Here is a 24587-nt window from a genome sequence, read left to right as displayed (position 1 = left end):
TCATTTATGCTCGACCTGCCACAGGATAATGGCGTCCATCACAATTCCGCTTCATCTTTTTAGCGGATAACCGCGATTGACGGATATTAGCCTATGCCTTCTTTGGTGATGCGCCTGAGCCGTCATCAGTTTTGCCTGTCCTCGTGGGGGCACGCATGAGCGAAACTGGTGCTACGGCAGGCCGTCAGAATAGTACGACACAACATGCACCCCGCAGCGGAACGGCAGACAATGAAACCAAAAGCCCCACGACGGCTCAGCGCACGTTAAAACAGCTGCGTGGCAACCCGTTGGTTGTGCTGTTGGTCGCTGCTGCAGCTTCTATTGCGATTATTGCTGCGCTTTTCATGTGGGCCAGCAGCCCTGAGTATCGGGTTCTGTATAGCAACCTGAATGAAGCCGATGGTGGACGTATCATTGCGGAGCTGGATAGCCGCGGCGTTCCCTATCAGTTCAGCGAGGGCGGTCAAGCGCTGTTAATACCAAGCGATCAGGTACACACGCTAAGGTTACAACTTGCTGAGCAAGGGCTCCCCCGTGGCGGTAACCTGGGCTTTGAGCTGATGGAGAATCAAGCCTTTGGTATCAGCCAGTTTGCTGAACAAGTTAACTTTCAACGTGGCCTTGAAGGTGAGCTGTCTCGCTCCATTGAATCACTGGGGCCCGTCGATAAGGTTCGCGTTCATCTTTCGATGGCCAAGCCGTCGGTCTTTATTCGTGATCGTGAGCCCGCCAAAGCATCGGTGGTACTGACGATGCTGCCTGGGCGTGTCCTGGGCGAGGGGCAAGTCAGCGCTATCGTCCATATGGTATCCAGCAGTGTTCCTGAGCTGGCACCGGAAGACGTCACCATTGTGGACCAAAATGGCCGCCTGCTTTCGTCTACAGCGTCACAAGGAAACGACCTGGATGGCTCTCAGCTGGCTTACATCGCGGAAGTCGAACGCTCCTATCAGCGCCGTATCGAAAATATCCTGTCTCCCATTCTTGGCAATGACAACGTACGCGCACAGGTAGCGGCGCAGATCGACTTTTCTCGCCGTGAACAGACCTCAGAGCGCTATGCCCCCAACCAGGCCCCCAATGAGTCCGCGGTTCGCAGCCGTCAGCTTAGCCTGTCATACGATGGCGAGGATCCTCTGGCGACAGGTATTCCAGGGGCATTGAGCAACACCCCTCCCGGTGTAGCGCCATCACCTATCAATCAGCCCGACGCTGATGAAGAGGATGCAGAAGTACCTGAAAACGCCTTACAGAACCTGCGTCAAGATGACGTGGTGAACTATGAAGTTGACCGCAGCATTGAACACATTCAGCACCGCCTTGGCCAGGTAGAGCGCCTATCGGCAGCGGTTGTCGTGAACTTCCGCCAGGTTGTAAATGACGAGGGCGAAGCAGAGCAAGTTGCGCTAAGCCCAGAAGAGGTTGCTCAGCTAGAGCGCTTGGTTCAACAGGCCATGGGCTTCTCGCAAGCGCGTGGCGATCAGGTGGAAGTCGTTAATACGCCGTTCGTCAGTGTCGATGACAGCGCGTCTGACGTCGTTTGGTGGCAACAGCCTGAGACCTTGTCGATTGCCTCAACCTTGGGCCGCTATCTGCTTGTCGCCCTGGCAACGCTATTGCTCTATTTGCTGATTCTACGGCCACTGATCAAGCGCTATACCCAGCCACCTGTGATGGCTGCCGCCATACCTGGCAGTACGTTTAGCGCCAGCGTTGGAGGCGAAAGCGAAGAAGATGAGCAAGAGAACGAGGCATCTGCGTCTGGTGAGAACGAGGATACCTACAGCAGCAAGCCCAAACGGCGGCGCAAAACCTCGCTGTACGAACACAATCTTAACGACCTGCGTGAAATGGCCCAGGAAGACCCCCGTATGGTCGCAATGATTATCCGCAGCTGGATGAACACTCATGAGTAGCCCGATTGCCGAGATGACCGGTGCACGCAAAAGCGCCATTCTCTTGCTTGCGCTGGACGAGGATAGCGCGGCGGAGGTTTTCAAGTACCTTAGCGCCAGCGAAGTACAAGACATCAGTCTGGAAATGGCCCGCTTGCATCAAGTCTCACACGAAGACATGAAAGCAGTGCTGGAAGCCTTCCATAAAGAAACCGAAGAGTTTGTGGCGTTGAACCTCAACTCTAGTGAGCATATTCGCTCGGTACTCACCAAAGCGCTGGGGAGCGAACGAGCCACTAGCCTTATTGAAGATATTCTTGAGACCACGGGAGGCAACTCAGGCATTGATGCGCTGAATCTCATGGAGGCCTCCATGGTGTCTGAGCTGATTCGTGACGAACATCCGCAGATTATTGCCACTATTCTGGTTCATCTGGACCGGCACCAAGCGGCCGATATTCTTGAGCTGTTTGAAGAGAAGCTGCGTAACGATGTGGTATTACGTATCGCAACCTTCAGCGGCGTTCAGCCAGCCGCACTGCAAGAGCTAACAGAAGTGCTGACCAGCATGCTGGATGGCCAAAACCTCAAGCGCAGCAAGATGGGTGGCGTCAGAACGGCGGCCGAGATTCTCAACCTGATGAACTCCTCTCAGGAAGAAGTAGCCATCGAAACGGTTCGCTCCCACAGCGAAGACTTGGCGCAAAAAATTATCGACGAAATGTTCCTGTTCGAGAACCTACTCGACCTGGACAACCGTGCCATTCAGATGGTGCTTCAAGAAGTCGAAACCAACTCCTTGGTGGTGGCCCTCAAGGGTGCCCAGGAAGCATTGGTCGACAAGTTCCTACGCAATATGTCGCAGCGGGCAGCGGATCTTGTTCGCGAAGATATGGAAGCCCGAGGTCCTATTCGCGTTTCACAGGTAGAAACCGAACAGAAAGCTATTTTGCAGGTGGTGCGCCGCTTGGCTGATTCCGGTGAGATCGTCTTAGCAGGCGGGGACGATGAGTATGTCTAACGCCAAAACGCCTGAATTTGACCGTCACGGCAGTTGGCGGCGCTGGCAGATGGACGAGTTGGCTGAACAGACAACAGGCTCACAACCGGGCGGCATACCAACGCCTTCCGCCCAACAACGCAAAGTAGAGGCAGCCAAGAAAGCAGCCGAGCAGGCGCGCCAACGTGAAGAGCAGGAACGCCAGGCACTTTACGAACGCATTCGCCAGGAAGCCGAGAAAACGGGTTATCAGGATGGCTTAGCCCGAGGCCATCAAGAAGGTCTTGAACAAGGCCTTAGTGAAGGGCGCGCCCAGGCAGAGACAGAGCTAGAGCAACACATACGTAAAACTGTGGCGCCCCTACGGTCGCTGGCAAAACAGTTTTCTGATGCGCTAGAACGTATTGATGAGACGGTGGCACACGACCTCGCCGAGCTTGCCCTGGCAACCGGCAAGCAATTAGCTGCAGACGCACTGCAAGAGAGCCCTGAGCAAATTCTTGAGATCGTTCGTGAATTGCTCCATACCGAGCCACCGCTCGTAGGCCAGCAACGTCTTTGGCTTAATCCGCAGGACCATGCACTAGTTAAAGAGCATCTCGGTAGCGAGCTACAAGCAGCCAGTTGGTCGCTTCAGCCAGATGATCAGCTCGCACGTGGCGGGTGCCGGATCACCAGTGCCCAAGGAGAGCTGGACGCCACGTTTGAAAGCCGCTGGCAGTCAGTTGTTGCTCAGTTACGCAAACGCCATCACAACAGTGATTCTCCCTCTTCTACTCGTTAATACAAAGGTAAATGCACACGTTGATGAAACAGGTAATGCAATGAGCGAGGCAACTTGCCCCCACCTTTACCGCTGGCGCAAAGCACTGCGCCGTACAACGCAGCGCGTCAGCCAGTTGCCTCACTACCGTACCAGTGGCCGCGTGATACGAGCCACGGGCATGGTCATTGAGGTAGTTGGGTTACGCGTAGCGGTGGGGAGTGCTTGCCGCATTGAATTACCGGGTGCAGATGGGCGGTTGAACGATAGCGACAAACATGCGGAAGCAGAAGTGGTTGGTTTTTCTGGCGACAAGCTGTTTCTTATGCCGCTAGAAGAAATTTCTGGCCTTATGCCGGGGGCCAGAGTCTCTCCACTTAGTGATGGCAGCGGCCACAGCGCCCGACGTTTTCCGATTGGCGATGACCTGCTGGGGCGAGTGCTCGATGGCAATGGCAACCCGCTAGATGACCGTGAAAGCTTTGAGGATACGCCTCGTGCAACCCTTAACGCGACGCCGCTTAACCCGCTTTCCCGGGCACCTATTGATGCCCAGATTGACGTTGGCATCCGTGCCATCAATGCATTACTGAGCGTTGGCCGTGGTCAGCGTATGGGGCTCTTTGCGGGCTCAGGGGTAGGTAAATCCGTGCTGCTGGGCATGATGGCGCGCTATACCCAGGCGGATGTCATCGTGGTGGGACTTATCGGCGAGCGTGGCCGTGAAGTACAGGACTTCATCGACAATATCCTGGGGCCTGAGGGCCGCAGGCGTGCTGTGGTCGTAGCGGCGCCCGCGGATACTTCACCACTCCAGCGCTTACAAGGGGCCGCTTACGCGACGCGGCTGGCCGAAGGGTTTCGCGATGCGGGGCGCAACGTTCTGCTAATTATGGATTCGCTGACCCGCTACGCCATGGCACAGCGTGAAATTGCGCTCGCGATTGGCGAGCCACCCGCCACCAAGGGTTATCCACCTTCGGTGTTTGCTAAGTTACCAGGGCTTGTCGAGCGTGCTGGAAATGCTGAGCGCGGCGGCGGTTCGATCACCGCTTTTTATACGGTGCTGACCGAAGGCGATGACCAGCAGGATCCTATTGCCGACTCAGCCAGGGCAATTCTTGATGGCCATATCGTGCTCTCTAGAACGCTAGCCGAAGCGGGGCACTATCCGGCCATTGATATTGAAGCCTCGATCAGTCGTGCGATGACCGCCATTAGCTCTCCTGAACAGCTTCAAGAAGCCCGCACCTTTAAACAACTCTTTTCACGCTATCAGCGCAATCGTGACTTGATCAGCGTAGGGGCTTATAGCCCAGGGCACGACCCAAGACTGGACGAGGCGGTGAACCGCTTTCCGTCATTGGAACGATTTCTTCAGCAAAACATTGATGAGTGTGCAACGCTTGAAGCATCACGCCAAGCTCTGCACGCGGTAGTGGGAGGTTAGCGATGAGTCATTCACAGCTCGACATGCTGACAGGCTTAGCCCGTGATGCGCGGGATAAAGCCGGGAAATTATTGGCAGAAGAACGACAAACACAGCAACAAACAGAAGCGCAGCTTCAATCGCTTAACCGCTATCGGGCGGAGTATGCCGAGCGTTTACAGACGGCGATGCGCGACGGCATCGACCCTGCCACCATGTACAACTATCAGCAATTCCTGGCGTCGCTGGATGCCGCCCTCAGCCGGGCACGGCAAGCGCTTGTGGCCCAGCAAAAACGTGTGCAGCAAAGTCAACAGCATTGGCAACAGGAACAGCGTAAGCTTTCCTCCTACGATACGCTGACATCACGACGCTTATCTGAAGAGCATCGCCGCCAAGAACGTCATGAGCAAAAATCGAGCGATGACTTTGTGACTAACCGTTTAGCCCGCCAGCCGAATGATAAGGCGCATTAGCGTCGCGCCGAGGAGCTGTATTTATGACTATTGAGCTATTGCTATCAATGCAGGGCCAGGGAGCTAACTCGTCATCAAGCTCTTCTGCAGCCCCAGGCTCTCCTCGTGCGACGCAAGGCATGTTTCTCCAGGCGTTTACGCAGGCTGCAAGCTATCAGGCCCGCACCCTCACTGACACCCCGGCAGAAAACACACCCACAGTTCCACTGAGCGATATCGTTAAACAACTAGCATCATTTGATAGTGAGCTGGATGAGGAAACACTGTCGAACATAGTCGCCACCGTAAGCGCTCAGGGGCAAACTGCCGACATCTTCTCTTCTGGTGCCGATAGCGTTGCGCCGGCTCAAACGCTAGAAATGGCATCAGCAGCGCAAGAACAAGTCCGGACACCAGAACAGGCTTCTTCGTCGCCTGCTAGCGAAGGCACTGAGACGACCCAGACAACCACGCGTGTTACTATCGAAGAAGTCGCGTCGCGCTTAGCCCTCATCGCGTCATATTCTACGCCGCCAACCGCAACCAACGCTGCGGGTTCCAATGCACAGCCTACTAACCCTGCGACGCCCTCAGCAGCAACAGGCTTAAGCAAGGCGACGACCCAGACGTCACCCGACCAGCTTGCGTCTGCCAACACATTAACTGCCGCCACTTCTTTCCTTGATCGCACAACCCTCGCGATGCCTGCGGCGCTGTCTGTTCGCGCGTTAGCCACGGAGCCTACTCCACTAGCACAGACACAAGGCCAAGATCACACTCAAGCACTGAGCGCCCATCAGCCTCCGAGGGCACAAGCAGCTACTACAGTGACCACTAATAGCGCCGTTTCACCTGCTAACGGCCAAGCCGCTATGTTGCCAGGCACCGTCGCTAGCGCTGCTCCACGTGACGTTCAGGTAGCCCAAACAGGCGAAAGAGTCGTTGCAGAAACATCACGGACAACGACGCAAGCAACAGCTTCACAACCAATGGCGTCGCAAGCAACGGCACAGTCAGCGCTTTCCACGCCAACCAGTGGATCGCCACAGGGTCTTTCATCGGCACCCAGCGCTGGCTCAGCAACCTTATTGCCGCCTGTAACTGCTAATGGCACCGCCGCCACGCTGCAAGATGCCCCCACTAGCGTTGTTCCGCGAGATGGGCAGGTAGCCCAAGCAGGCGAGCGCGTCGTTGCAGAAACATCACAAGCAATGACACAAGCGTCAACCAACGCTGCTGCATTAGTCATGCCGCCGTTGCCTGCCAATAGTTCGGCCACTAGTTCAGCCACAACGCTACCCAACAATACGGGTGAGCTGGCTCAGTCAGCGGTTGGCTCCTCACTACCCAGTGCCCTAGCAGCCACAGCACAGCAAGCAGTTGGCGTCACCAACGCCCCGCGCCCAACCCCATCAAGCGTTAAGGCGTTGCCAGCAGAAGCGGCTACCACGCCTGTTAACACCCCGACACTTGCGGCATCGCTGGAAACCATTCCTGCCCAACCGTTTACGAGCATGCAGCCAGGCATGCATGCGCTGTCTCCGCTCAATACTGCACTAGCGCCAGCGGTGAATGCTGACGCGGTGGCCAGCCTATTCGCTGAGGCAGAGACGGCGAGTGTCACCAGTGGCGCGAGCAAAGGCAGTGAGCAGGTGTTACCTGCATCGCTGACATCACAAAGCCAAGCAATGCCCAACAGCCCAGCGACAGCGACCTTAAACACGCCGCTTAACAGTCCCGCTTGGCCTTCCCAGTTAGGGCAGCAGTTAATTCAGTTTGCTCAGCGTGGCGGTGAGCACCAGGTTAAAATGCAGCTTCACCCTGCTGAGCTAGGGCCATTATCGATCACGCTCAAGGTGACCGAACAGGGCACACAAGCACACTTTTTATCGTCACACGCACCTGTTCGTCAGGCTATTGAGCAAGCCATTCCTCAACTGCGTGAAGCACTTGCTGAACAGGGTATTTCATTAGGCGAAACCTCTGTGGGCGAACAGCAGAACCCGAACGAGCAGGCTTTTGCCCAGCAAACGCCAGGAAAAGCAGCTGGCAATCGAGGCGGTGAGTTAGGTAACGATAGTGGCCCTTCACCTACTGAGGTGGATGTCCAAGGCAGCCAAGATGGCCGTGTAGATCTCTATGCTTAATGCTTAATTCAGGAGTTAGCGTTGAGTGTGACGACACTGAGACTCACAGCATCACTTAACTAAACCAAAAGATAGGCTCATCCAATGAGCTTGTTCATTTCATCACCTGTAACAGCGTTAGGCATAATGCTTGGCTAGTGTTACGGGTGAAATTTATGGGAACAGCAAATGGCAGAAGCAAGCGGCGGATCTAAAAAACTGCTTTGGATAATGATTGTATTGGTACTGCTTTCGTCGGCAGGTGCCGCGGCAGCTATTTATTTAGTACTGGATCAGCGCGGCGGCAATGCTGGAAACGACGAAGTACAGCAAGAAGTTGAGCATGTACCACCTGTTTTCACACGTATTGACCCGTTTACTGTCAATCTGGCAGATGATCGTTATGGCTCTCGCTTGCTTTATACCGGCATTACGCTTCGGGTTGGCAACGAGCAAAGTAAGGCGATTATTGAAGAACACATGCCCCAGGTGCGTAGCCGCTTGCTGATTTTATTATCAGGCAAACAGGCTAATGAATTAACGTCCACCGAAGGGAAAGAAGCGCTGGCCCAAGCAATCATCAACCGCTTGAGCGTCCCGCTTACTGAAAACCAGCCTCCCCTCGACTTACGGGAAGTGCTGTTTACCGAATTCATTGTGCAATAACCCGGGAACTGGAGCCGTTCATGTCACAGGACGATCTACTGTCCCAGGAAGAAATTGATGCCTTACTAAAGGGCGTCAGTGGAGATGATGAGCCTGCTGCTCCGTCATCGTCCACACAAGAGGAAGTTCGCGTTCGCCCCTACGATCCCGCGACACAGCATCGAGTGATTCGTGAGCGCTTGCACGCGTTAGACTTTATTAATGAGCGTTTTGCACGCTACTTCCGCAATGGTCTATTCAACTTGATACGGCGCAGTGCCGATATCACCGTTGAGTCGGTGCGTTACCAGAGCTTTAGCGACTTTTCGCGCAATGTTCCAGTACCCACTAACTTGAACCTTGTATCAATGAAGCCGCTGCGCGGATCGGCCCTGGTGGTCTTTCCACCTAACCTGGTGTTTATGGTGGTGGATAACCTGTTTGGTGGCGATGGTCGTTTCGTGACGAAATCGGATGGCCGTGAATTCACGAATACCGAGCAGCGTATTATCCAACGCCTGCTCAACTTGGCCATTGATGCCTACCAAGAGGCGTGGAAGGTTGTTTATCCGCTAGAAGTGTTTTTTTTACGCTCCGAAGTGCAATCCAAATTTGCCAACATCACCAACTCGCCCAACGAGATTGTGGTGAACACCAAGTTCAATATTGAAGTGGGCAACCTGTCGAGCAACTTCCAGATTTGCATGCCCTACGCCATGATTGAACCGCTTAGGGATTTGCTCGCCAACCCGATTAATGACAGCAACCATGACCACGATGGCACATGGTCACGGCGCATGGCGAACGAACTTCGCCAATCAGAAGTTGAGTTAGTCGCTGAATTTGCCCAAATACCCAGCCGCATTGCCCACGTAATGGGGCTTAAAAAGGGCGATGTATTGCCCATGGATATTCCCAATACGATCACCGCTCGTGTCGACGGTGTCCCGGTGATGGAGTGCGAGTACGGGAGCCAACAGCAGCAACGTGCATTACGCGTGCTACGTATGATCGACCATGCCGCTATGAATAACCTATCGTCCAAGGACTTTATTAAAGGTTCAACGCGACAGAAAGCCAAGGAACCCAAAGCATGACTGATCCAAATAAACCCGATCAAAAGGTCTCTGATGATGATTGGGCGGACGCCATGTCTGAGCAAGAAGAACCCAGTTCAAGTGCCGATGCCGCAGGTGAAGAAGACCCATGGGCAGCGGCCATGGCCGAGCAAGAAGCCGCTGAGGAAGCAGATGCCTCAAGCAGCGAAGCTGAGCCAGAAGCGCCTGTTGCTAAACCAGCAAGCGATGAAGTATTTCGTCCGTTAAGCGCTGAAAGTGGCCATGCCGAGTCTCGCGACTTGGAAATGATCATGGATATCCCGGTCAAGCTAACGGTGGAGTTAGGCCGTACCAAGCTGACCATCAAGCAACTGCTTGAACTTGCCCAGGGGTCGGTGATTGAGTTGGAAGGTCTCGCTGGCGAGCCCATGGATATTTTGATCAATGGCTATTTAATCGCCCAAGGGGAAGTGGTTGTGGTGGATGATAAATACGGCATTCGCATCACAGAGATTATTACCCCCTCTGAGCGCATTCATAAACTCAACCGATGAGCGTCGCTTCCTCTTCATCATCAAGCTCCTCACTTGATGCCATAAGCGGCAGCGGTGATGCCTTAATAGGCATGGCAGCACTCGGCAAAACAGCAGCGGCACTCGCTCTGGTCATTGCCATTATTCTGCTGTGCACAGCGGTGCTGAAACGCTGGCAAACCGCCCGTCATCATCATGGTGCCCACTTAAAAATTGTGGGCAACACCGCGGTAGGCAATCGCGAGCGTATTGTCGTGGTTGAGATTGAGGACACTTGGCTGGTCGTCGGCGTTAGCAATGGGCGAATAACGAAACTGCATGAACGCCCTGCGCCGACGGATCGCTCCACTGCGTCGCCCGCCGAGGCTCCTTCGCGTTTTTCTCAGCGTTTAGCCCAGGCAATTGCCACCAGCCGGGGCAAGCACGATCACCAGCCCCCTACCGCCTCTGATTCAAACCACACACCATGAGATTCGAGATGCACTTCGCTTGGCCTTATGGGCGGCGTTGGTGGCTAATACTTGCCACGATCGTCTGCTGCTTATTTGTTCTACCTGCTCATGCACAGCAGCTTCCTGGGCTGGTTTCTCAGCCTTTGGATAATGGTGGTCAGCAGTGGTCGCTGTCGTTACAAACGCTGCTATTTTTAAGCTCTCTGGCTTTTTTGCCAGCCATGCTACTCATGATGACCAGTTTTACGCGCATCATTATTGTACTTAGCTTGCTTAGAACAGCCATGGGTACCCAGGCAACACCACCAAACCAGGTTTTATTGGGTATCGCGCTTTTCTTGACGTTTTTTATTATGTCGCCTGTTTTAAACCAAGTGTACGACACCGCTTGGATGCCGCTCACTAATGAAACGATCAATTTTGAAGAGTTCTTACTGCGGGCTCAGCAACCGTTTCGTGAATTCATGCTCGCCCAAACCCGCGAGCCTGATTTAGCCCTGTTTGTTCGTTTAGCAGATGTAGGTCCGATGCAAGGCCCCGAAGAGCTGCCTATGCGGGTCTTACTGCCTGCCTTTGTCACCAGTGAGCTCAAAACTGCATTTCAGATTGGTTTTACTATTTTTATTCCCTTTCTGATTATCGACTTAGTGGTTGCAAGCACACTGATGGCACTCGGCATGATGATGGTGCCACCGATCACGATTTCACTGCCCTTTAAGCTCATGCTGTTTGTATTGGTTGATGGCTGGCAGTTGATTATTGGCTCGCTAGCAGAAAGCTTTTACATGATTTGAGCGTCGCGTTCAGCGACCAGGAGTATCCATGACCCCAGAAATGGTGATGAGCATTGCTTACCAAGGCATGCGGGTAACGCTTTTTCTTGCAGGCCCTATGCTGCTGGCTGCCCTTTTCACCGGCCTTATCATTAGCTTGTTCCAGGCAGCGACCCAAATAAATGAAATGACACTGACCTTCATTCCCAAAATATTAGCCGTCTTTGCCGTCCTAGTACTTGCCGGGCCCTGGCTAATTGGTTTGATCACCGATTTCACGCATCGCCTCTTCTCCAATATTCCCAGCATGGTGATGTAACGCTATGGTGGAGGTGACGTTCGCCCAGCTACAGGCGTGGTTAGTGGCTTTCTTTTGGCCATTTGCACGTATTACTGCCTTTATGGCGGCCTCGCCTCTATGGGGCCATTCCAGCGTTCCGAATCAGGCCAAGGTGGCGCTGGCGGCTATCATTGCTATTGTCATTGCCCCTATATTGCCTGCCATGCCTGATGTTCCCATCGTGTCGTGGGCAAGCGTAGGTATCATGATTGAGCAGTTGCTGATAGGCGTTGCTATTGGCTTAGTCATGCATATTATTTTCGCCGTGGTTCAGGCTGCCGGGGAGTTTATCGGCTTGCAGATGGGCTTGGCGTTTGCCAGCTTTTTCGATATGTCGAGCGGCACCAATATCATGGTGCTATCGCGTATCCTTTATATGATTACGCTGTTGATGTTTCTTGCCATGAATGGCCACCTGATGGTGTTAGAAACATTGATAATGAGTTTTGAAACGCTACCCATCGGCATTGGCGCCTTAAACCCGAATGCATTTGAGCTGCTGGCGCGCTATGCGGGAACTATTTTTGCTTCCGGTATGCTGCTTGCGCTACCGCTGGTCGGTTCACTGTTGATCATTAACTTAGCGCTCGGCATTCTCAACCGCTCAGCGCCACAGCTGACGGTATTCAATATCGGCTTCCCCGCCTCATTAACCGTTGGGCTTATCCTGTTGATGGTGTTAATGACAGATATCGGCCGCTTTTTACAACAGCTCTTTAGCCAGGGCCTGGCATTTATGCAGAGCTTGATCGAGACCATGGCGCCGTTAGGCTAATGTTCAAAGCGCACCAGCAAAAAGGCCCCAACCCTAAGCTTACCGCTAGAGGTTGGGGCCTTTTTTAATGCGACCTCATGAGTTACTAAAGAGTGGCCGTTTTACATATAGTCGAACAACGACATGCCTCTAATATCGACGAATGCTTTCTGAGCCGCCTGAAGGCCTACTTGCCGCAGACTATATTCAGAAATCGCTTCGGCGTAATCCAAATCGACCAAGTCAGACAGAGTTTGCTCATAGTTAAGCTTTCGGTTGCTGCCTACCGCATCAATCACATCCAGCTCATTCAGCCGAGCACCCGCAGAAGCACGAACGGTCAGCACGTTATCGAGCGCATTATCAAGATCACGCATCGACGTATTAAGCGTATTGCGCAGCGCCGCTTTTTCCGCGGTGCTTTGGGCAGGCGTTTCTAGTACGCTAATTGCTGCTTCCATGGTGCGAAACAGATCCGCACCACGCTGCTCACTGCCCGCCTGGGCAATCAGGATTTCATCATCAGGCTCGGCGCTGCCGGTAAGTGTGACATTAATCCCACCAAAACTAAGCTGCTGACCGTCGCCGACATATTCACCACTAGCCACCAAATCAGCAGCGTCTTCCTGCCAGGCGCCGTCGCTAAAACGTTGCACTTGATAGCTGATGCCGCTATCCAGCGCTGCATCTTCACTGAACACGACACGGTAGCTGTCGCCATAGCCTGGATCGTTAACATCCGTAAGCTGAGGACCATTGAAGGTAACGCCCCCCTGGTTTCCTGCATTGGCTTCAGCGATATAGCCAGCACCGCTGGGGACGCCCTGAAAAATCGTGGCGCCATTTTCAGCAACGGGCATCAAACGCGAGGCATCGACACGCTGCAGGCGTGAACTGTTATCACCGTTATATTCCACATTGCCGTCTGCCGATTTAACAAACGGCGGGGCGTTATCTTTATAGCCGCCGAATAAGTAGCGGCCATTGCCATCAGTGGCATTCGCCTGCCCCAGCATCGTTTCGTAAATGCCTTTTAGATCACTGGCAATGGACTCACGATCCACATCGCTTAGCGTATCGCTAGAGGCTTGAATCAACAGCGTTTTAGCACTAGTAACGGCATCACTGACACTGTTAAGAATGCTCTCTGTTTGCGACAGTGAATTTCGTGCCGAAACCCGAGAGTCTGAAAACTGCTGGTTCATCGCTCTGGATTGATCAACGCCGACAGCGCGTGATGCTGCCTGCGGATCATCGGAAGGATTAACCACGCGACGGCCACTGGCAATTTGCTGACTAACTTTCAAAAAGTCACTTTGCTGACGGTTAATAGAAGCCGTGCTCTGCTCAAACATGGTGACCGTACTAATACGCATCGCCTAAGCTCCTTATTAGTTCCGTAGATTCAAGATGGTGTCCATAATGGCACCCGCGGTATCAATCACGCGCGCATTCGCTTGGTAATACTGCTGATAGCGAATCAAGTTAGCCGCTTCTTCATCAAGATTGACGCCTGACTCAGATTGCTGCACTGCTTTCAATTGATCAGTTAACCCTTGTCGAGCATCTAAATTCACCTGGGTAATATTGGTACGGTTACCCACATCGCTAACAATGACGCCATATGCGCCGCTCACCGATGCACTACCACCCACGATGGCTTTTTGCTGTAAGTCCTGTAATGCCAAAGCATTGCGGTTATCACCTGCACCCGTCGCTACCCAGTCGGCAGGGTCGTCTTCAGGATTCACTGGTGTACCAGCAGCGATACGGTCTAGCTCTTTGATGGTGACATCCATGTCACTTGCGCCCCGGCGCACCGGCTGCACTTCAAAACGGTCACCATTGTTAGGCGTGCCGCTAATCGTAAGTGCTACGCCACCAAACGTTAGCGCACCCGTTCCCGCGTCCCAGTCAACATCATCTACTGTTGCTCCGTTATCGTTACGCGTAACGGTTGGAGCACCATCTTCAAAGCGAACGGTGTAATCCGTCGCGCGCAGCTGGTCAATCGTGTCGATATCAAACTCGGCAGACTCAATGACGGCTGTGCCACTGTTCTTCTCATGGCTAAACGTTTGGGGAGCACGCACGGCAAAAAAATCGCCACCTTGCTCGCCATCCAGATCGACACCCTGCTTGTGCTGCTCGTTAAACGCCACTGAAAGAGAAACCGCCAGCTGGCCAATTTGGTTCTGAGTTTTATCCAGCGTTTCTGAACGGAATGTCATCAGACCACCCAGGGCGCCACCTTTAATCGCTGACTCTCCCAACTGAGTTACGCCACCTCCACCATCACGATAAGCCACCACGGTACGCTGTGGATCAGCGTCTGATTGCACAGCTTCAAGCTTAAACGCGCTGGTCCCCGTTACTAACGGCTGACCATTCGGTAAACTGAGGTTGTAGCTTTTCCCATCCTGTATATTTAGGCGTATATCCATGCGTTCATTGAGCTCAGAAATCAAATGATCGCGCTGGTTCAACAGGCTATTGGGCGCTTCGCCGCTACGTGCACGGGCAAGCGCAATTTCGCGATTCAGGCCGGCAATTTGTTCAGTCGTGTTATTTATCTGAATAACTTCATCTTTGACTTGGCTATTAATATTGCTCTGCATATCTTGCAGATAACCGTCAAAAGAACGGAATTGGGCGCTGAGTGTATTGGCCGAGCCAACAACGCCTTGGCGAGCAGCAGGGTCCGCTGGCGCACTGGCCAAATCTTCCAAAGAGGAGAAAAACGACTGCATTAACGGCGACAAGCCCGCTTCTCGATCCGCAAGCAAGTTATCAATTTGGGTGACTTGGTTGTGGTAAGTCGCCAGTGCGCTTGATTGGGTCTTGGCGCTGTTAAGCTGGCTCGAGACATACGTATTAAACTGGCGCTCGATACTGTTGATCTTAACGCCGCCTCCCACAGACCCTTGGCCAAGCTGAGCCAGCTCACGATTATACCCAGGCGTATAAACGTTACTGATATTGTTACTGGTGGTGCTGAGGGCATTCTGCGCCGCATTAAGGCCGCTTAAGCCGATTGAAAACATGCTCATGGTCAATTCCTTAGGCCGATAAGATGTCTATCGGCAGTGCGCAGAAAAACTTGAATCACACGTTAACGGGAATCTGCGAGAAAATCGCGCCCCGTTGCGATCGGCCCCATGGTATTCATGACGGCAACTAGTTTATTGGCATAGTGTGGGTCCGTCGCATAACCGCCCCGCTGTAGCTCATGGGCGGCTTGTTGCGCGTCAGCGGCCTGCACGACGCCCGCGTAGCGCGGATTGTTGCCGATCAAATTGGCATAGTCGGTGAACGCATGCTCAAACGAGTCATAGACGCGGAAAGAGTCCACGACCTGGGTTCGACGGCCATCAATATACTCATGGGTGACGATATCGGTCGTCTTGCCCTGCCAGTGACTGCCCGCCTTAATACCAAACAAGTTGTGGCTATTGCCGCCGTGTTGCGTGGCAATTTCATGGCGTCCCCAGCCTGTTTCCAACGCTGCTTGTGCCAAAATAAGCTCAGCTGGCACACCGGTGGCATCACTAGCAGCCTGGGCTGGAGCCGCTAACGTCGTTAAGAAGCGCTGAACGTGATCAGGTGCCTGGCTAAAACTGGCAGGTGTCGCGGCGGAAGTGGCCGTAGCTGAGGAGGCAGCTGTCGATGCCATGCTGGCATTGCTTTCAGCGGCTGGCTGTTGGCTAATCGCGTCTAGTTCAGCTAAGAACCGCCCATTACCCGATGCTGGCGCATAACCACCGCGATTCGGCTGCAGTGGCTCATCCAACACCCTTGGGGTACCACGTGGTATGCCCGCGATCAGCGCTTGCAGCTCTTGGTCAGCGCTATCTGACTTATGATTGACCGCCCCTTGGCGCTGCAGCTGTTCCACCAGCATATCCGCCAATCCCATACCTTTAGACGAGATCACTTGCGACCACTGCTGATCCAGCATCTGCTGGTAAGTATCGGTTGTCGAACTGCTCAACAGACCTGAAGAAGGAGTAGCATCGCGCATGCTTTTCATCATCATCTGCACAAACAGGGCTTCAAACTGCTGCGCAGCGCCGTGCACACCGGCATCAGGATCCACTCGGGCGTTGTGCTGTAAGCGCTGAAAGCCGTTCATGTCCAGCGCGAATTGGCTGGTCATATCGCCAATGCTCATTTAAATAACCTCAAGCTCTGCGCGAAGCGATCCGGAGGCCTTCAACGCTTCAAGAATCGACATTAAGTCTTGGGGGGTGGCTCCCAATGCATTGAGTGCATTGACCACTTCATTCAATTGGGCACCTTCTACGATTTGCAGAAACGCTTCCTGCTGCTCAATTTCAATATCCGTATTGGGCACAACCACCGTTTCACCTTCACCAAAGGGAGCTGGCTGACTAACCCCAAACTGGGTATCAATCATGATAGAGAGGTTGCCGTGGGCAACGGCTGCTTGGCGTAGGGTGACAGCGCTATTCATGACGACGGACCCCGTCCGCGCATTGAGTACGACCCGCGCGGGCGCCTCCATGGGTGTCACCTGCACATTTTCTACACGTGCCATAAAGTTAACCCGGGCGTTTTCATCCATCGGGCCATCAAGTGCGATCACCCGCCCATTGCGCGCATACGCTACCGACTGGCCAAATTCGTTATTAATGGCCGTTACCATGCGTTGTACCGTGCCAAAATCTGACTCATTAAGCTGTAACTCTAATCGTCCGCCGTTACCGCCAAGATTTAGCGGCACTTCCCGCTCAACCAACGCCCCATTAGGAATGCGGCCGGATGCTTGCTGATTGATCTGGACACTGCTGCCGCCTGATTGAGCACCTGCGCCACCCACTAGCATATTGCCCTGTGCGATGGCATAGGTATCACCATCGGCACCTTTCAGTGGGGTCATTAATAGCGTTCCGCCACGTAAGCTGCGAGCGTTGGCAATCGAAGACACCACGATATCCAAGCGCTGACCTGGGCGTGAGAACGGCGGTAAGTCAGCGGTGACCATGACCGCAGCAACGTTGCGCAGCTGTAAGTTAGTACCTGCCGGCACCGTAACGCCTAACTGAGAGAGCATGTTCGTCAAGCTTTGGCTGGTAAACGGCGCCTGGGTGGTTTGGTCGCCGGTGCTATCCAGCCCCACGACCAAGCCGTAGCCAACCAACTGGTTATCGCGCACCCCAGCAAAGCTTGATAGTTCACGCACCCGTTCCGCTGCGGCAGGCATTGCCAGTACACAACTAACGGCAAAGAGTGCCGTGAACATAGCGACACAACGTAGCCAGTGCTTAACACCACGATAACGGTTTAACTGCATAGCCATGATAGGTCTCTGTTAGCGGGCCGAGTGACTAACTTAAAACGGCGATACATTTAAGAAAAAACGCTGTAACCAGCCCATGTGCTGAGCCTCATTGATATAGCCATCACCCACATACTCAATTCTTGCGTCTGCCACTTGGGTTGAAGGCACGGTGTTTTGCGCGGTAATTGTGCGTGGGTTAACCACCCCAGAGAAACGAATGAATTCTGTTCCCTGGTTAATCGCGATCTGCTTTTCGCCGCGTACCCGCAAGTTGCCGTTATTCATCACTTCTAATACCGATACGGTGATGGTGCCCGTGAAGGTATTATTGGCCTGAGATCCGCCTCCACCCGCAAAGTCACTAGCTCCCGACACATCGAAACCATACTCGGCCAATGTATCCAACGCATCGGGCAGTTGCGCAAGCTCTAGGTTGGCATTACCCGAACGATCCGCATTAGAACGGGCGTTCTTGCTAGCACTCACCTCTTCATCAAGCACAATGGTCAAAATATCGCCTATAGATCGCGGGCGGCGATCTTCGAATAGCGGCTGATAACCGCGGCGCGCTTGATAAATAGAGCCATTGGCGATTGGCGGCGGTCGATCTACAATCGTAATTTGCTCTTGCTCACCGACCACCGAGGCCCGCGGAATTTGCGCGCAACCAGCCGCAAATAAAATAAACAGCGCAAGGCCAACTAACAAAAAACGACGTGAAGCAGCGTGTAAATCCAACATAATGCGACCTGTTAGTAAGCCCTATTTAGTAAGCCCTATTTAGTAAGCCCTATTCATCAATAACGTTAGAGCTGACTCAAGCGCGCTAACATTTCGTCGCTGGTCGATACCGCCTTACTATTAATTTCGTAGGCGCGTTGGGTTTGGATCATATTGACCATCTCCTCAACCACATTCACGTTTGAGGTTTCTACATAGCCTTGGAATAACCTGCCAGCACCATTATTACCGGGAACATTTTGGTTGGGCGCACCAGAAGCACCTGTTTCCAAGTACAAGTTACCGCCAACGCTCTCCAGGCCTGCTGGATTAATAAACGACGCTACATTGATCTGGCCAATATCAGCATCTTGGGCGATACCAGGTTGGCGCACACTGACCGTACCATCTTCACCAATCGTGACCGACAAGGCGTTAGCCGGGACAAAAATAGCCGGCTCTAATGGATAACCATTGGCGGTCACCATTTGGCCATTTTCATTGAGCTGAAAACTGCCGTCGCGGGTGTAGCCAACGGTGCCATCAGGCAGTAACACTTGAAAAAAGCCTTCTCCATTGATCGCCAGATCGCGGGAGTTACTGGTTTCTTCAAGGCCACCTTGGGTATGCAGGCGTTCAGTCGCCACCGCACGCACACCGGTACCTATTTGCATGCCAGAAGGCAGACGATCCTGAATATTATTTTGCGCACCGGGCTGGCGCATATTTTGATAGAGCAGATCTTCAAACACAGGGCGGGAACGTTTAAACCCGTTTGTGCTTACGTTCGCTAGGTTATTGGAAATAACATCTAGCTTGGTTTGCTGAGACTCCAGTCCCGTCTTGGCTGTCCACAAGGACTTAATCATAAGCGTGTTCCCTTGGCTGAGAGGCTGCTATCAGCCCTGAATAGATAAAATGCTGTTAGCGCGCTGAGCGTTCTCGTCCGCCGTGCTGAGCATTTTCATTTGCATGTCGTAACGGCGGGCAACATCAATCATAGACACCATGGCATCTACAGCGCTGACGTTACTGCCCTCTAGTGCACCACTGACAATTCGGGCATCTTCATCACCGGGAAGCACGGCGGCAACGCCTTCCTCATTCACAGGCCCGCGAAACAGCCCGTCTTCACCGCGCGTTAATGCCTGCTCATCGGGCGTGACTAGCTTGATGCGGCCGACATCGACCAGTGCTGCCGGCCCCTCACCTTGGGGAATAGCGCTGATGGTGCCATCCGCACCAATGGATACTTGCGCACCTTGCGGCAAGGCAATGGGGCCACCTTCCCCCATTACCGGGCGCCCAACACTAAACAGTACGCCATCACTATCCAACTGCAGGTCACCCCGGCGGGTGTACGCCTCAGTGCCGTCCTCTCCTAGCACTGCCATCCAGGCATCATCCTGCATCGCGATATCGAGGGTTCGACCCGTACGTTCAATAGGGCCCTGCGAAAAATCGGTGCCTGGGGTGGTCGTCACCGCCGATACCCGCGTGTCGAGTAGCCCAGCGCCCTCTACCGGGACTGAACGCGCAGCTTGCAACTGAGCGCGAAAGCCTGCGGTAGACACATTCGACAGGTTATTGCTAACCACTGCCTGCTGGTCCATTGTGTGTTTGGCGCCGCTCATGGCGGTGTATAGCATACGATCCACAACTGACTCCTTAGCGCAGCATCACGCCATTATCACGAGTGACTACAGGTTAATAATGGTCTGCAGGAGCTCGTCCTGGGTGCTGATAGACGTTGAGTTCGCTTGGTAGGCTCTCTGGGAAACAATCGTGTCAACCAGTTGCTTCGCCAGATCAACGTTAGAGTTTTCAAGCACGCCCGACTCAATAGTGCCGAAAACGCCAGTGCCCGCTGTTCCAATGATGCCAACGCCAGAGGCATTGGTTTCACGCCAGGCATTATCACCAATCGGCTGAAGACCTTCTTCGTTTGCAAAGTTGGCCAACACTACTTGGCCAGCATCACGACGCTGTTCGTTCGTAAAGATACGGATAACTCTGCCATCGCGAGTAATTTCTAAGCCCGCCAAGCTACCTGAAGAGTAACCATCTTGCGTCAACGTATTCTGGATCGATGTGTTGTTAAACTGAGTAGTACCCACTAAATTGAAAGTAAAATCTAACTCTTCAGCTCCGCCCAGATCGCCGGCGGGGAAAGTAAAGTTGACTTCCTCACCGCCATCAACACCAATAATATTGTTATTGGCATCTCTTTCAAGATTGCCATTAGCGTCAAACGTTAATTCAAAGTCATTGCTATTATCTAACTTAACACCATCCCTAGCGACTTGAACATTCCAGGTGTTATCCCCGGTTTTGGTATAATACGTAGAGACATTTCGAGCATTACCCAGAGAGTCGTAAACCGTAAAACTATTAGAGAAGTGATATTCCACTTCTACTTCATTGGCAGGATCAGTAGTACCAAACTGATCATAAAGCACTGCCGTTTGTAGATTTTCGTTAGCAACAACACTGGCGTCTAAATTATAAGTAGCCGTGGTACGCCCAGTTTCTTGGGCAGGAATATCATCTGCGGGAATACGCAATGCTTGAGGCGCGCCGCCAGCAATGACTTCTGAAAACGGATCATTGATATCAGAAAGCCCATAGCCTGTGAGACGTTGGCCTGAAGAGTTAACCAGGAAACCTTCATTATCTTGACTAAACTGGCCGTTACGTGTGTAGGCGGCTTCTCCACTTGACTGCTCAACGCGGTAGAAGCCTTCGCCCGCCACAGCAAGGTCCAACGTACGTCCAGTAGACTCTAAATCACCAGCAGTAAAATCTTGACGAACATTAGCTACTTTAACACCAAGGCCTACTTGGCTGTTTGCTCCAGCAAAAACATCAGCAAAAATAGCACCCGAACTTTTAAACCCCACAGTTTGTGAGTTGGCAATATTGTTGCCTAGAATTTTTAAGTTTTCAGACTGTGCATTTAAACCACTTAAAGCTTGAGAAAAGCTCATTACATTCTCCTAGAGAGTGATTTAGGCGTCTAAATCAAAGAATTTGTTTGATCTGATTCAACTGAACCTGTCCGTAAACAGCCCCTAAATCCAGCTGAATATTTCCACTACCATCGTTAGGGGTCACACTATTAACAACCGCATAATTCAATGCGGTTGAGTCTAGTGTTTCACCCTCAGCATCTTGGGCCTCTAGCTGAACCGTATAACGGCCACTGGCAGCGGCTTCGCCCTGTTCGTTTTTACCGTCCCACTGGAAAGACTGCACACCAGCTTCTACCGCACCCAAGTTATAGCGTCTAATCACTTCGCCACCTTGGCCAACAATCACCGCGGTAAGCTGGTCGGCGGGTTTAGCAAGCTCAATACCAAACGGTGTCGTGTAGGGTTTTCCTTCACTATCCTGCTCTAGCATGACCTTGTTGCCAGGCACCATCACACCTTGGCCAATCAAGCCACTTGCTTGCAGTGCTTGGTTGGCATCCATTTGGCTAGTAATGCTTTGCAAAGTGGTGTTCAGCTCTTCAATCCCACTTACCGTATTAATTTGTGCAATCTGGGAGGTCATTTCCGCATTTTCCATCGGATTCAGCGGATCTTGATTCTGTAGCTGAGTAATCAGTAGCGTTAGAAAACTGCTACGCAACTCATCTGACGCGCTCTGCTTTAACTGGGAAGCACTGCCGCCGCCATTAATTGCCGAAAGTGTTGCCGGGTCGATTGTACTCATAATTAACCCTCACCCAGTGATAGCGTCTGCACCATCATCTGCTTCGTTGTGTTGAACACTTCTACGTTGGCTTGATAGGAACGCGACGCCGAGATCATGTTGACCATTTCATGCACGGGTTCAACATTGGGCTTGGCGACATAGCCTTCTTCATCCGCAGCAGGATGGTTGGGCATATATTGCAGACGTAGCGGAGCGTCGTCTTCAACTACCTCAGTGACACGTACACCACCGACGCCATATCGATTATTGTGCGCTTGGGTTTCAAACATTACTTGTTTGGCCCGATAGGTCTCTCCATCAGGGCCTGCAATGCTGTCGGCATTGGCCATATTGCTAGCGGTAACATTCATACGCTGCGCCTGGGCGCTCATGGCAGAACTAGCAATATCAAAGGCTGAAAACATCGACATAGATTACTTTCTCCTACCGCTCGGTTATTCCGGCTGCATCGCGTTTTTCAGGCCCTGAATTCGGCGATTCATGATGGTTAGTGCGGCTTGGTAACGAACAGCATTGTCTGCAAACTGTGTCCGCTCACGATCCATATCTACCGTGTTGCCATCCAAGCTGGGCTGATCGGGGATGCGATAAAGCAGCTCTGCACTGCCTACACCCCGCCATGCAGGGCCTTCACCTTGCAGATGACGTTCTGAAGTTCGTGCGAGCGGCAGCGCGCCATTTTGCTGCTGCTGTGGCTGACTGCCTGCAACAGCCTTCTTTAACTCACTGGCAAAGTCGAGATCGCGCGCTTTATAGTTAGGCGTATCGGCATTGGCAATATTGGCTGCCAGCACGTCGTGACGCGCTTGACGCAAGCCCAGTGCCTGCTGGTGATAGTTAAAGGCAGATTCAAGCTGATCAATCATGCCAATCCTCGTTCGCTGAGAGGCAAATTAAAACGGATATTATTGATGATGAATAATAGGCTTCGCATCGTCAGCCTAAAGCATGGAACAGCTGCCGTTTACACCAGCATTTCATATGATGCACAGGGTACTTTTGCACTACACTGCACGGTTGATGATTACCATCTGCTTCCCTTCGATTGAGCGACTCTCCCATGCCACACCCGCTGCGCCCAACGCGACCCTATCTGGCAACTCTTAAGCAAATACTCTGCCTATCACTGCTCAGCCTTGGCTTTTCATTTAACGCGCATGCGAATAACCAACTGCTGATGGATACCGTTCAGCAGTTCCTTTATCAAGAATCTCAATCGCTTGGGCAGGAGGTGATGATTGATATCTCACCTCCTTCTGCACATTTACCTGAGTGCATTGCACCCGAACCCTTTTTCCCGAATGCTAATCAATCCCCTATTGGGCGAATTTCAGTCGGCGTGCGCTGTGGCGAAAATCGTCGTCAAGTTCGGTATATCCAAGCGCAAATTGATATCATTGGTAGTTACGCCGTGGCTGGGCAGGATATTGATAGGGGCACGCTCATCACGAGTGATATGCTGACATCACGAGAAGGCAATCTTGGGGATCTAGCCGCCCAAGCACTTACCGACCAAGACGATATTATCGGTATGATCGCGCAGCGTCCTATTCGAAGCGGCAGTACTTTCCAGTCCCACTATCTTCAAGCGCCTCAAGTGGTGAAACGAGGGCAGCGCGTCACTGTCATAGCAGAGGGCACTGGTTTCCGAGTGTCACGCGAAGGAGAGGCCTTGTCTGATGGTGCACAAGGCGAGCGTATTCGTGTGCGCTTTGATACGCGGGAGCTAGTTACCGCACGCGTCATTGGCCAAGGAACATTGATGATAGATTTTTAATCTAATGCCTAAAGTCCTTACTACCCAGGCCGATAATAGGTAATACAGCGCATGCCGCACCAACGTTGACGATGAGGCAAACAACGTGAAAATCGATAACATTAATCCGTTGCTACGTTCTAATCAGGCGCAGCAGCGTGATGAAGCACAGAAAATAGGCGGCAATAAGCCAGCCGAAGCAGACAGCGCGACACGCTCAGCAACGCAACTTAGCCAAACGCATACGGATAGCTCACACGATATCGATACGGCAAAAGTTGAGGAAATTCGCGAAGCTATTCGTGAAGGGAAGCTAGAGATTCGCGCGGACCGCATTGCTGATGGCTTAATTGCTAATTTAAAAGATTTATAAGCGAACTATTATGGGTCTTTCACGACTGCTCTCAGATCAATTGCAACGCCTTGATGAATTAGTACTGCTGCTCTCAGATGAACAAGCACAGCTCACTAAAGGCAGCATTGACGGTGACGCCCTCTCTGCCTTAGCCCTGAAAAAACAGGCGCTGTTAGTTGAGCTAGAACGCATCGAAACACTGCGCCGAAGCGTGCAAACAAAGCTTGGCTATGCAGAAGGTGCTCTTGGCGCCAAACAAGCAGCTAACGATGCAGACTGTTTGCTTACCTGGGAAAACTTGCTCGAAAAAAGCGAGCGCGTATCACGCATGAACGAATTAACTGGGCAAATGCTATCGCTTAGAATGAAGCATAACCAGGAAATGCTGGATTACATTCGCCAAATTGCTGAAAAAACGCTCTACAAGCCAAATGGGCGCAATAATGCCCAACCAGGTCGCTTTAACGCATCTGCCTAGTATTTCCGCACATTCATAGACAAAACCTGT

At 52.6% G+C, this 24587-nt stretch carries 27 protein-coding genes; 16 read left to right on the top strand and 11 right to left on the bottom strand.

Annotated features, from left to right (window positions below; translation table 11 throughout):
* Positions 1-155: 155 nt before the first annotated feature.
* From fliF to fliR, 13 genes are all read left to right on the top strand, one after another.
* Positions 156-1919: a flagellar basal-body MS-ring/collar protein FliF gene (gene fliF, locus ACN06F_RS00500; RefSeq protein WP_095604333.1), complete on the top strand. Its 1764-nt coding sequence runs from the start codon at positions 156-158 to the stop codon at positions 1917-1919.
* Positions 1912-2919 carry a flagellar motor switch protein FliG gene (gene fliG, locus ACN06F_RS00495; RefSeq protein ID WP_038480175.1) on the top strand — a complete coding sequence of 336 codons (1008 nt, stop codon included), beginning with the start codon at positions 1912-1914 and terminating at the stop codon, positions 2917-2919. The genes fliF and fliG overlap by 8 nt, the downstream gene beginning before the upstream one ends.
* A complete protein-coding gene (gene fliH, locus ACN06F_RS00490) occupies positions 2912-3682 on the top strand; it encodes a flagellar assembly protein FliH (RefSeq protein WP_038486457.1) in 771 nt (256 codons plus the stop codon). The genes fliG and fliH overlap by 8 nt, the downstream gene beginning before the upstream one ends.
* 40 nt (positions 3683-3722) lie before the next feature.
* Positions 3723-5111 carry a flagellar protein export ATPase FliI gene (gene fliI / locus ACN06F_RS00485; RefSeq protein WP_038480172.1) on the top strand — a complete coding sequence of 463 codons (1389 nt, stop codon included), beginning with the start codon at positions 3723-3725 and terminating at the stop codon, positions 5109-5111.
* 2 nt (positions 5112-5113) lie between these two features.
* Positions 5114-5566 carry a flagellar export protein FliJ gene (gene fliJ, locus ACN06F_RS00480; RefSeq protein WP_083000316.1) on the top strand — a complete coding sequence of 151 codons (453 nt, stop codon included), beginning with the start codon at positions 5114-5116 and terminating at the stop codon, positions 5564-5566.
* A gap of 23 nt (positions 5567-5589) precedes the next feature.
* Positions 5590-7692 carry a flagellar hook-length control protein FliK gene (locus ACN06F_RS00475; protein ID WP_433924495.1) on the top strand — a complete coding sequence of 701 codons (2103 nt, stop codon included), beginning with the start codon at positions 5590-5592 and terminating at the stop codon, positions 7690-7692.
* A 168-nt stretch (positions 7693-7860) separates the two neighbouring features.
* Entirely contained in the window at positions 7861-8337 is a 477-nt protein-coding gene (gene fliL / locus ACN06F_RS00470) for a flagellar basal body-associated protein FliL (protein WP_038480166.1), read from the top strand.
* Positions 8338-8357: 20 nt separating this feature from the next.
* Entirely contained in the window at positions 8358-9413 is a 1056-nt protein-coding gene (fliM, locus tag ACN06F_RS00465) for a flagellar motor switch protein FliM (protein WP_038480163.1), read from the top strand.
* The gene (gene fliN / locus ACN06F_RS00460; RefSeq protein ID WP_038480160.1) at positions 9410-9928 is read left to right on the top strand and encodes a flagellar motor switch protein FliN; all 519 of its coding nucleotides are present in this window, start codon (positions 9410-9412) and stop codon (positions 9926-9928) included. Before fliM ends, fliN begins: the two co-directional genes overlap by 4 nt.
* Positions 9925-10377: a flagellar biosynthetic protein FliO gene (gene fliO / locus ACN06F_RS00455; RefSeq protein WP_038480158.1), complete on the top strand. Its 453-nt coding sequence runs from the start codon at positions 9925-9927 to the stop codon at positions 10375-10377. The genes fliN and fliO overlap by 4 nt, the downstream gene beginning before the upstream one ends.
* Before the next feature lie 8 nt (positions 10378-10385).
* On the top strand, positions 10386-11153 hold the full coding sequence (gene fliP, locus ACN06F_RS00450; protein WP_038480156.1) for a flagellar type III secretion system pore protein FliP: 768 nt from the start codon (positions 10386-10388) through the stop codon (positions 11151-11153).
* Positions 11154-11181: 28 nt separating this feature from the next.
* Positions 11182-11451 (top strand): flagellar biosynthesis protein FliQ, encoded by a 270-nt coding sequence (gene fliQ / locus ACN06F_RS00445; protein WP_038480153.1) that lies wholly within the window; start codon positions 11182-11184, stop codon positions 11449-11451.
* 4 nt (positions 11452-11455) lie between these two features.
* Complete coding sequence (gene fliR / locus ACN06F_RS00440) at positions 11456-12247, top strand: flagellar biosynthetic protein FliR (protein WP_120385965.1); 792 nt, start codon at positions 11456-11458, stop codon at positions 12245-12247.
* Positions 12248-12348: 101 nt separating this feature from the next.
* Here fliR and flgL read toward each other — a convergent pair whose 3' ends face one another.
* From flgL to flgB, 11 genes are all read right to left on the bottom strand, one after another.
* Positions 12349-13602 (bottom strand): flagellar hook-associated protein FlgL, encoded by a 1254-nt coding sequence (gene flgL / locus ACN06F_RS00435; RefSeq protein ID WP_083000298.1) that lies wholly within the window; start codon positions 13600-13602, stop codon positions 12349-12351.
* A 15-nt stretch (positions 13603-13617) separates the two neighbouring features.
* Positions 13618-15276, bottom strand: coding sequence for a flagellar hook-associated protein FlgK (flgK, locus tag ACN06F_RS00430; RefSeq protein WP_038480144.1), 1659 nt, complete (start codon positions 15274-15276; stop codon positions 13618-13620).
* A 62-nt stretch (positions 15277-15338) separates the two neighbouring features.
* Complete coding sequence (flgJ, locus tag ACN06F_RS00425; RefSeq protein ID WP_433924494.1) at positions 15339-16397, bottom strand: flagellar assembly peptidoglycan hydrolase FlgJ; 1059 nt, start codon at positions 16395-16397, stop codon at positions 15339-15341.
* Positions 16398-17540 carry a flagellar basal body P-ring protein FlgI gene (locus ACN06F_RS00420; RefSeq protein WP_301271694.1) on the bottom strand — a complete coding sequence of 381 codons (1143 nt, stop codon included), beginning with the start codon at positions 17538-17540 and terminating at the stop codon, positions 16398-16400.
* A 39-nt stretch (positions 17541-17579) separates the two neighbouring features.
* Complete coding sequence (locus tag ACN06F_RS00415; protein WP_253486374.1) at positions 17580-18269, bottom strand: flagellar basal body L-ring protein FlgH; 690 nt, start codon at positions 18267-18269, stop codon at positions 17580-17582.
* A 65-nt stretch (positions 18270-18334) separates the two neighbouring features.
* The gene (gene flgG, locus ACN06F_RS00410; protein WP_009723999.1) at positions 18335-19117 is read right to left on the bottom strand and encodes a flagellar basal-body rod protein FlgG; all 783 of its coding nucleotides are present in this window, start codon (positions 19115-19117) and stop codon (positions 18335-18337) included.
* A gap of 30 nt (positions 19118-19147) precedes the next feature.
* Positions 19148-19906 (bottom strand): flagellar basal-body rod protein FlgF, encoded by a 759-nt coding sequence (gene flgF / locus ACN06F_RS00405; RefSeq protein ID WP_433924493.1) that lies wholly within the window; start codon positions 19904-19906, stop codon positions 19148-19150.
* A 42-nt stretch (positions 19907-19948) separates the two neighbouring features.
* Positions 19949-21235: a flagellar hook protein FlgE gene (gene flgE / locus ACN06F_RS00400; RefSeq protein ID WP_038480130.1), complete on the bottom strand. Its 1287-nt coding sequence runs from the start codon at positions 21233-21235 to the stop codon at positions 19949-19951.
* A 34-nt stretch (positions 21236-21269) separates the two neighbouring features.
* Entirely contained in the window at positions 21270-21965 is a 696-nt protein-coding gene (locus ACN06F_RS00395) for a flagellar hook assembly protein FlgD (RefSeq protein WP_038480127.1), read from the bottom strand.
* A gap of 2 nt (positions 21966-21967) precedes the next feature.
* Positions 21968-22378, bottom strand: a complete 411-nt coding sequence (flgC, locus tag ACN06F_RS00390; RefSeq protein ID WP_038480124.1) for a flagellar basal body rod protein FlgC — start codon at positions 22376-22378, stop codon at positions 21968-21970.
* Between the two features lie 24 nt (positions 22379-22402).
* Entirely contained in the window at positions 22403-22834 is a 432-nt protein-coding gene (gene flgB / locus ACN06F_RS00385) for a flagellar basal body rod protein FlgB (protein ID WP_038480121.1), read from the bottom strand.
* Between the two features lie 194 nt (positions 22835-23028).
* On the opposite strand from flgB, the gene flgA reads away from it, so the two are divergent.
* The 3 genes from flgA (at position 23029) to ACN06F_RS00370 (ending at position 24557) form a co-directional block, all read left to right on the top strand.
* Positions 23029-23745: a flagellar basal body P-ring formation chaperone FlgA gene (gene flgA, locus ACN06F_RS00380; protein WP_433924492.1), complete on the top strand. Its 717-nt coding sequence runs from the start codon at positions 23029-23031 to the stop codon at positions 23743-23745.
* 85 nt (positions 23746-23830) lie between these two features.
* The gene (gene flgM, locus ACN06F_RS00375) at positions 23831-24097 is read left to right on the top strand and encodes a flagellar biosynthesis anti-sigma factor FlgM (protein WP_038480118.1); all 267 of its coding nucleotides are present in this window, start codon (positions 23831-23833) and stop codon (positions 24095-24097) included.
* 10 nt (positions 24098-24107) lie between these two features.
* Positions 24108-24557: a flagella synthesis protein FlgN gene (locus ACN06F_RS00370; RefSeq protein WP_038480115.1), complete on the top strand. Its 450-nt coding sequence runs from the start codon at positions 24108-24110 to the stop codon at positions 24555-24557.
* The last annotated feature ends 30 nt before the right edge of the window (positions 24558-24587 follow it).

Source organism: Vreelandella sp. 21, from assembly GCF_050995515.1.
GTDB lineage: Bacteria > Pseudomonadota > Gammaproteobacteria > Pseudomonadales > Halomonadaceae > Vreelandella > Vreelandella alkaliphila.
Note: the sequence above shows the minus strand (reverse complement) of the source record. Positions and strands in the feature narration are given on the sequence as shown.

Excerpts from the sequence above, each read along its gene's own strand:
- fliO (WP_038480158.1), top strand. The coding sequence starts at position 9,925 with ATGAGCGTCGCTTCCTCTTCATCATCAAGCTCCTCACTTGATGCCATA.
- fliP (WP_038480156.1), top strand. The coding sequence starts at position 10,386 with ATGCACTTCGCTTGGCCTTATGGGCGGCGTTGGTGGCTAATACTTGCC.
- fliR (WP_120385965.1), top strand. The coding sequence starts at position 11,456 with ATGGTGGAGGTGACGTTCGCCCAGCTACAGGCGTGGTTAGTGGCTTTC.
- fliM (WP_038480163.1), top strand. The coding sequence starts at position 8,358 with ATGTCACAGGACGATCTACTGTCCCAGGAAGAAATTGATGCCTTACTA.
- ACN06F_RS00420 (WP_301271694.1), bottom strand. The coding sequence starts at position 17,540 with ATGCAGTTAAACCGTTATCGTGGTGTTAAGCACTGGCTACGTTGTGTC.
- ACN06F_RS00475 (WP_433924495.1), top strand. The coding sequence starts at position 5,590 with ATGACTATTGAGCTATTGCTATCAATGCAGGGCCAGGGAGCTAACTCG.
- flgE (WP_038480130.1), bottom strand. The coding sequence starts at position 21,235 with ATGAGCTTTTCTCAAGCTTTAAGTGGTTTAAATGCACAGTCTGAAAAC.
- fliH (WP_038486457.1), top strand. The coding sequence starts at position 2,912 with ATGTCTAACGCCAAAACGCCTGAATTTGACCGTCACGGCAGTTGGCGG.
- ACN06F_RS00370 (WP_038480115.1), top strand. The coding sequence starts at position 24,108 with ATGGGTCTTTCACGACTGCTCTCAGATCAATTGCAACGCCTTGATGAA.
- fliF (WP_095604333.1), top strand. The coding sequence starts at position 156 with ATGAGCGAAACTGGTGCTACGGCAGGCCGTCAGAATAGTACGACACAA.
- flgB (WP_038480121.1), bottom strand. The coding sequence starts at position 22,834 with ATGATTGATCAGCTTGAATCTGCCTTTAACTATCACCAGCAGGCACTG.
- ACN06F_RS00395 (WP_038480127.1), bottom strand. The coding sequence starts at position 21,965 with ATGAGTACAATCGACCCGGCAACACTTTCGGCAATTAATGGCGGCGGC.
- fliG (WP_038480175.1), top strand. The coding sequence starts at position 1,912 with ATGAGTAGCCCGATTGCCGAGATGACCGGTGCACGCAAAAGCGCCATT.
- flgK (WP_038480144.1), bottom strand. The coding sequence starts at position 15,276 with ATGAGCATGTTTTCAATCGGCTTAAGCGGCCTTAATGCGGCGCAGAAT.
- fliN (WP_038480160.1), top strand. The coding sequence starts at position 9,410 with ATGACTGATCCAAATAAACCCGATCAAAAGGTCTCTGATGATGATTGG.
- flgC (WP_038480124.1), bottom strand. The coding sequence starts at position 22,378 with ATGTCGATGTTTTCAGCCTTTGATATTGCTAGTTCTGCCATGAGCGCC.
- flgG (WP_009723999.1), bottom strand. The coding sequence starts at position 19,117 with ATGATTAAGTCCTTGTGGACAGCCAAGACGGGACTGGAGTCTCAGCAA.
- flgL (WP_083000298.1), bottom strand. The coding sequence starts at position 13,602 with ATGCGTATTAGTACGGTCACCATGTTTGAGCAGAGCACGGCTTCTATT.
- fliQ (WP_038480153.1), top strand. The coding sequence starts at position 11,182 with ATGACCCCAGAAATGGTGATGAGCATTGCTTACCAAGGCATGCGGGTA.
- fliI (WP_038480172.1), top strand. The coding sequence starts at position 3,723 with ATGAGCGAGGCAACTTGCCCCCACCTTTACCGCTGGCGCAAAGCACTG.
- ACN06F_RS00415 (WP_253486374.1), bottom strand. The coding sequence starts at position 18,269 with ATGTTGGATTTACACGCTGCTTCACGTCGTTTTTTGTTAGTTGGCCTT.
- fliJ (WP_083000316.1), top strand. The coding sequence starts at position 5,114 with ATGAGTCATTCACAGCTCGACATGCTGACAGGCTTAGCCCGTGATGCG.
- flgJ (WP_433924494.1), bottom strand. The coding sequence starts at position 16,397 with ATGAGCATTGGCGATATGACCAGCCAATTCGCGCTGGACATGAACGGC.
- fliL (WP_038480166.1), top strand. The coding sequence starts at position 7,861 with ATGGCAGAAGCAAGCGGCGGATCTAAAAAACTGCTTTGGATAATGATT.
- flgA (WP_433924492.1), top strand. The coding sequence starts at position 23,029 with ATGCCACACCCGCTGCGCCCAACGCGACCCTATCTGGCAACTCTTAAG.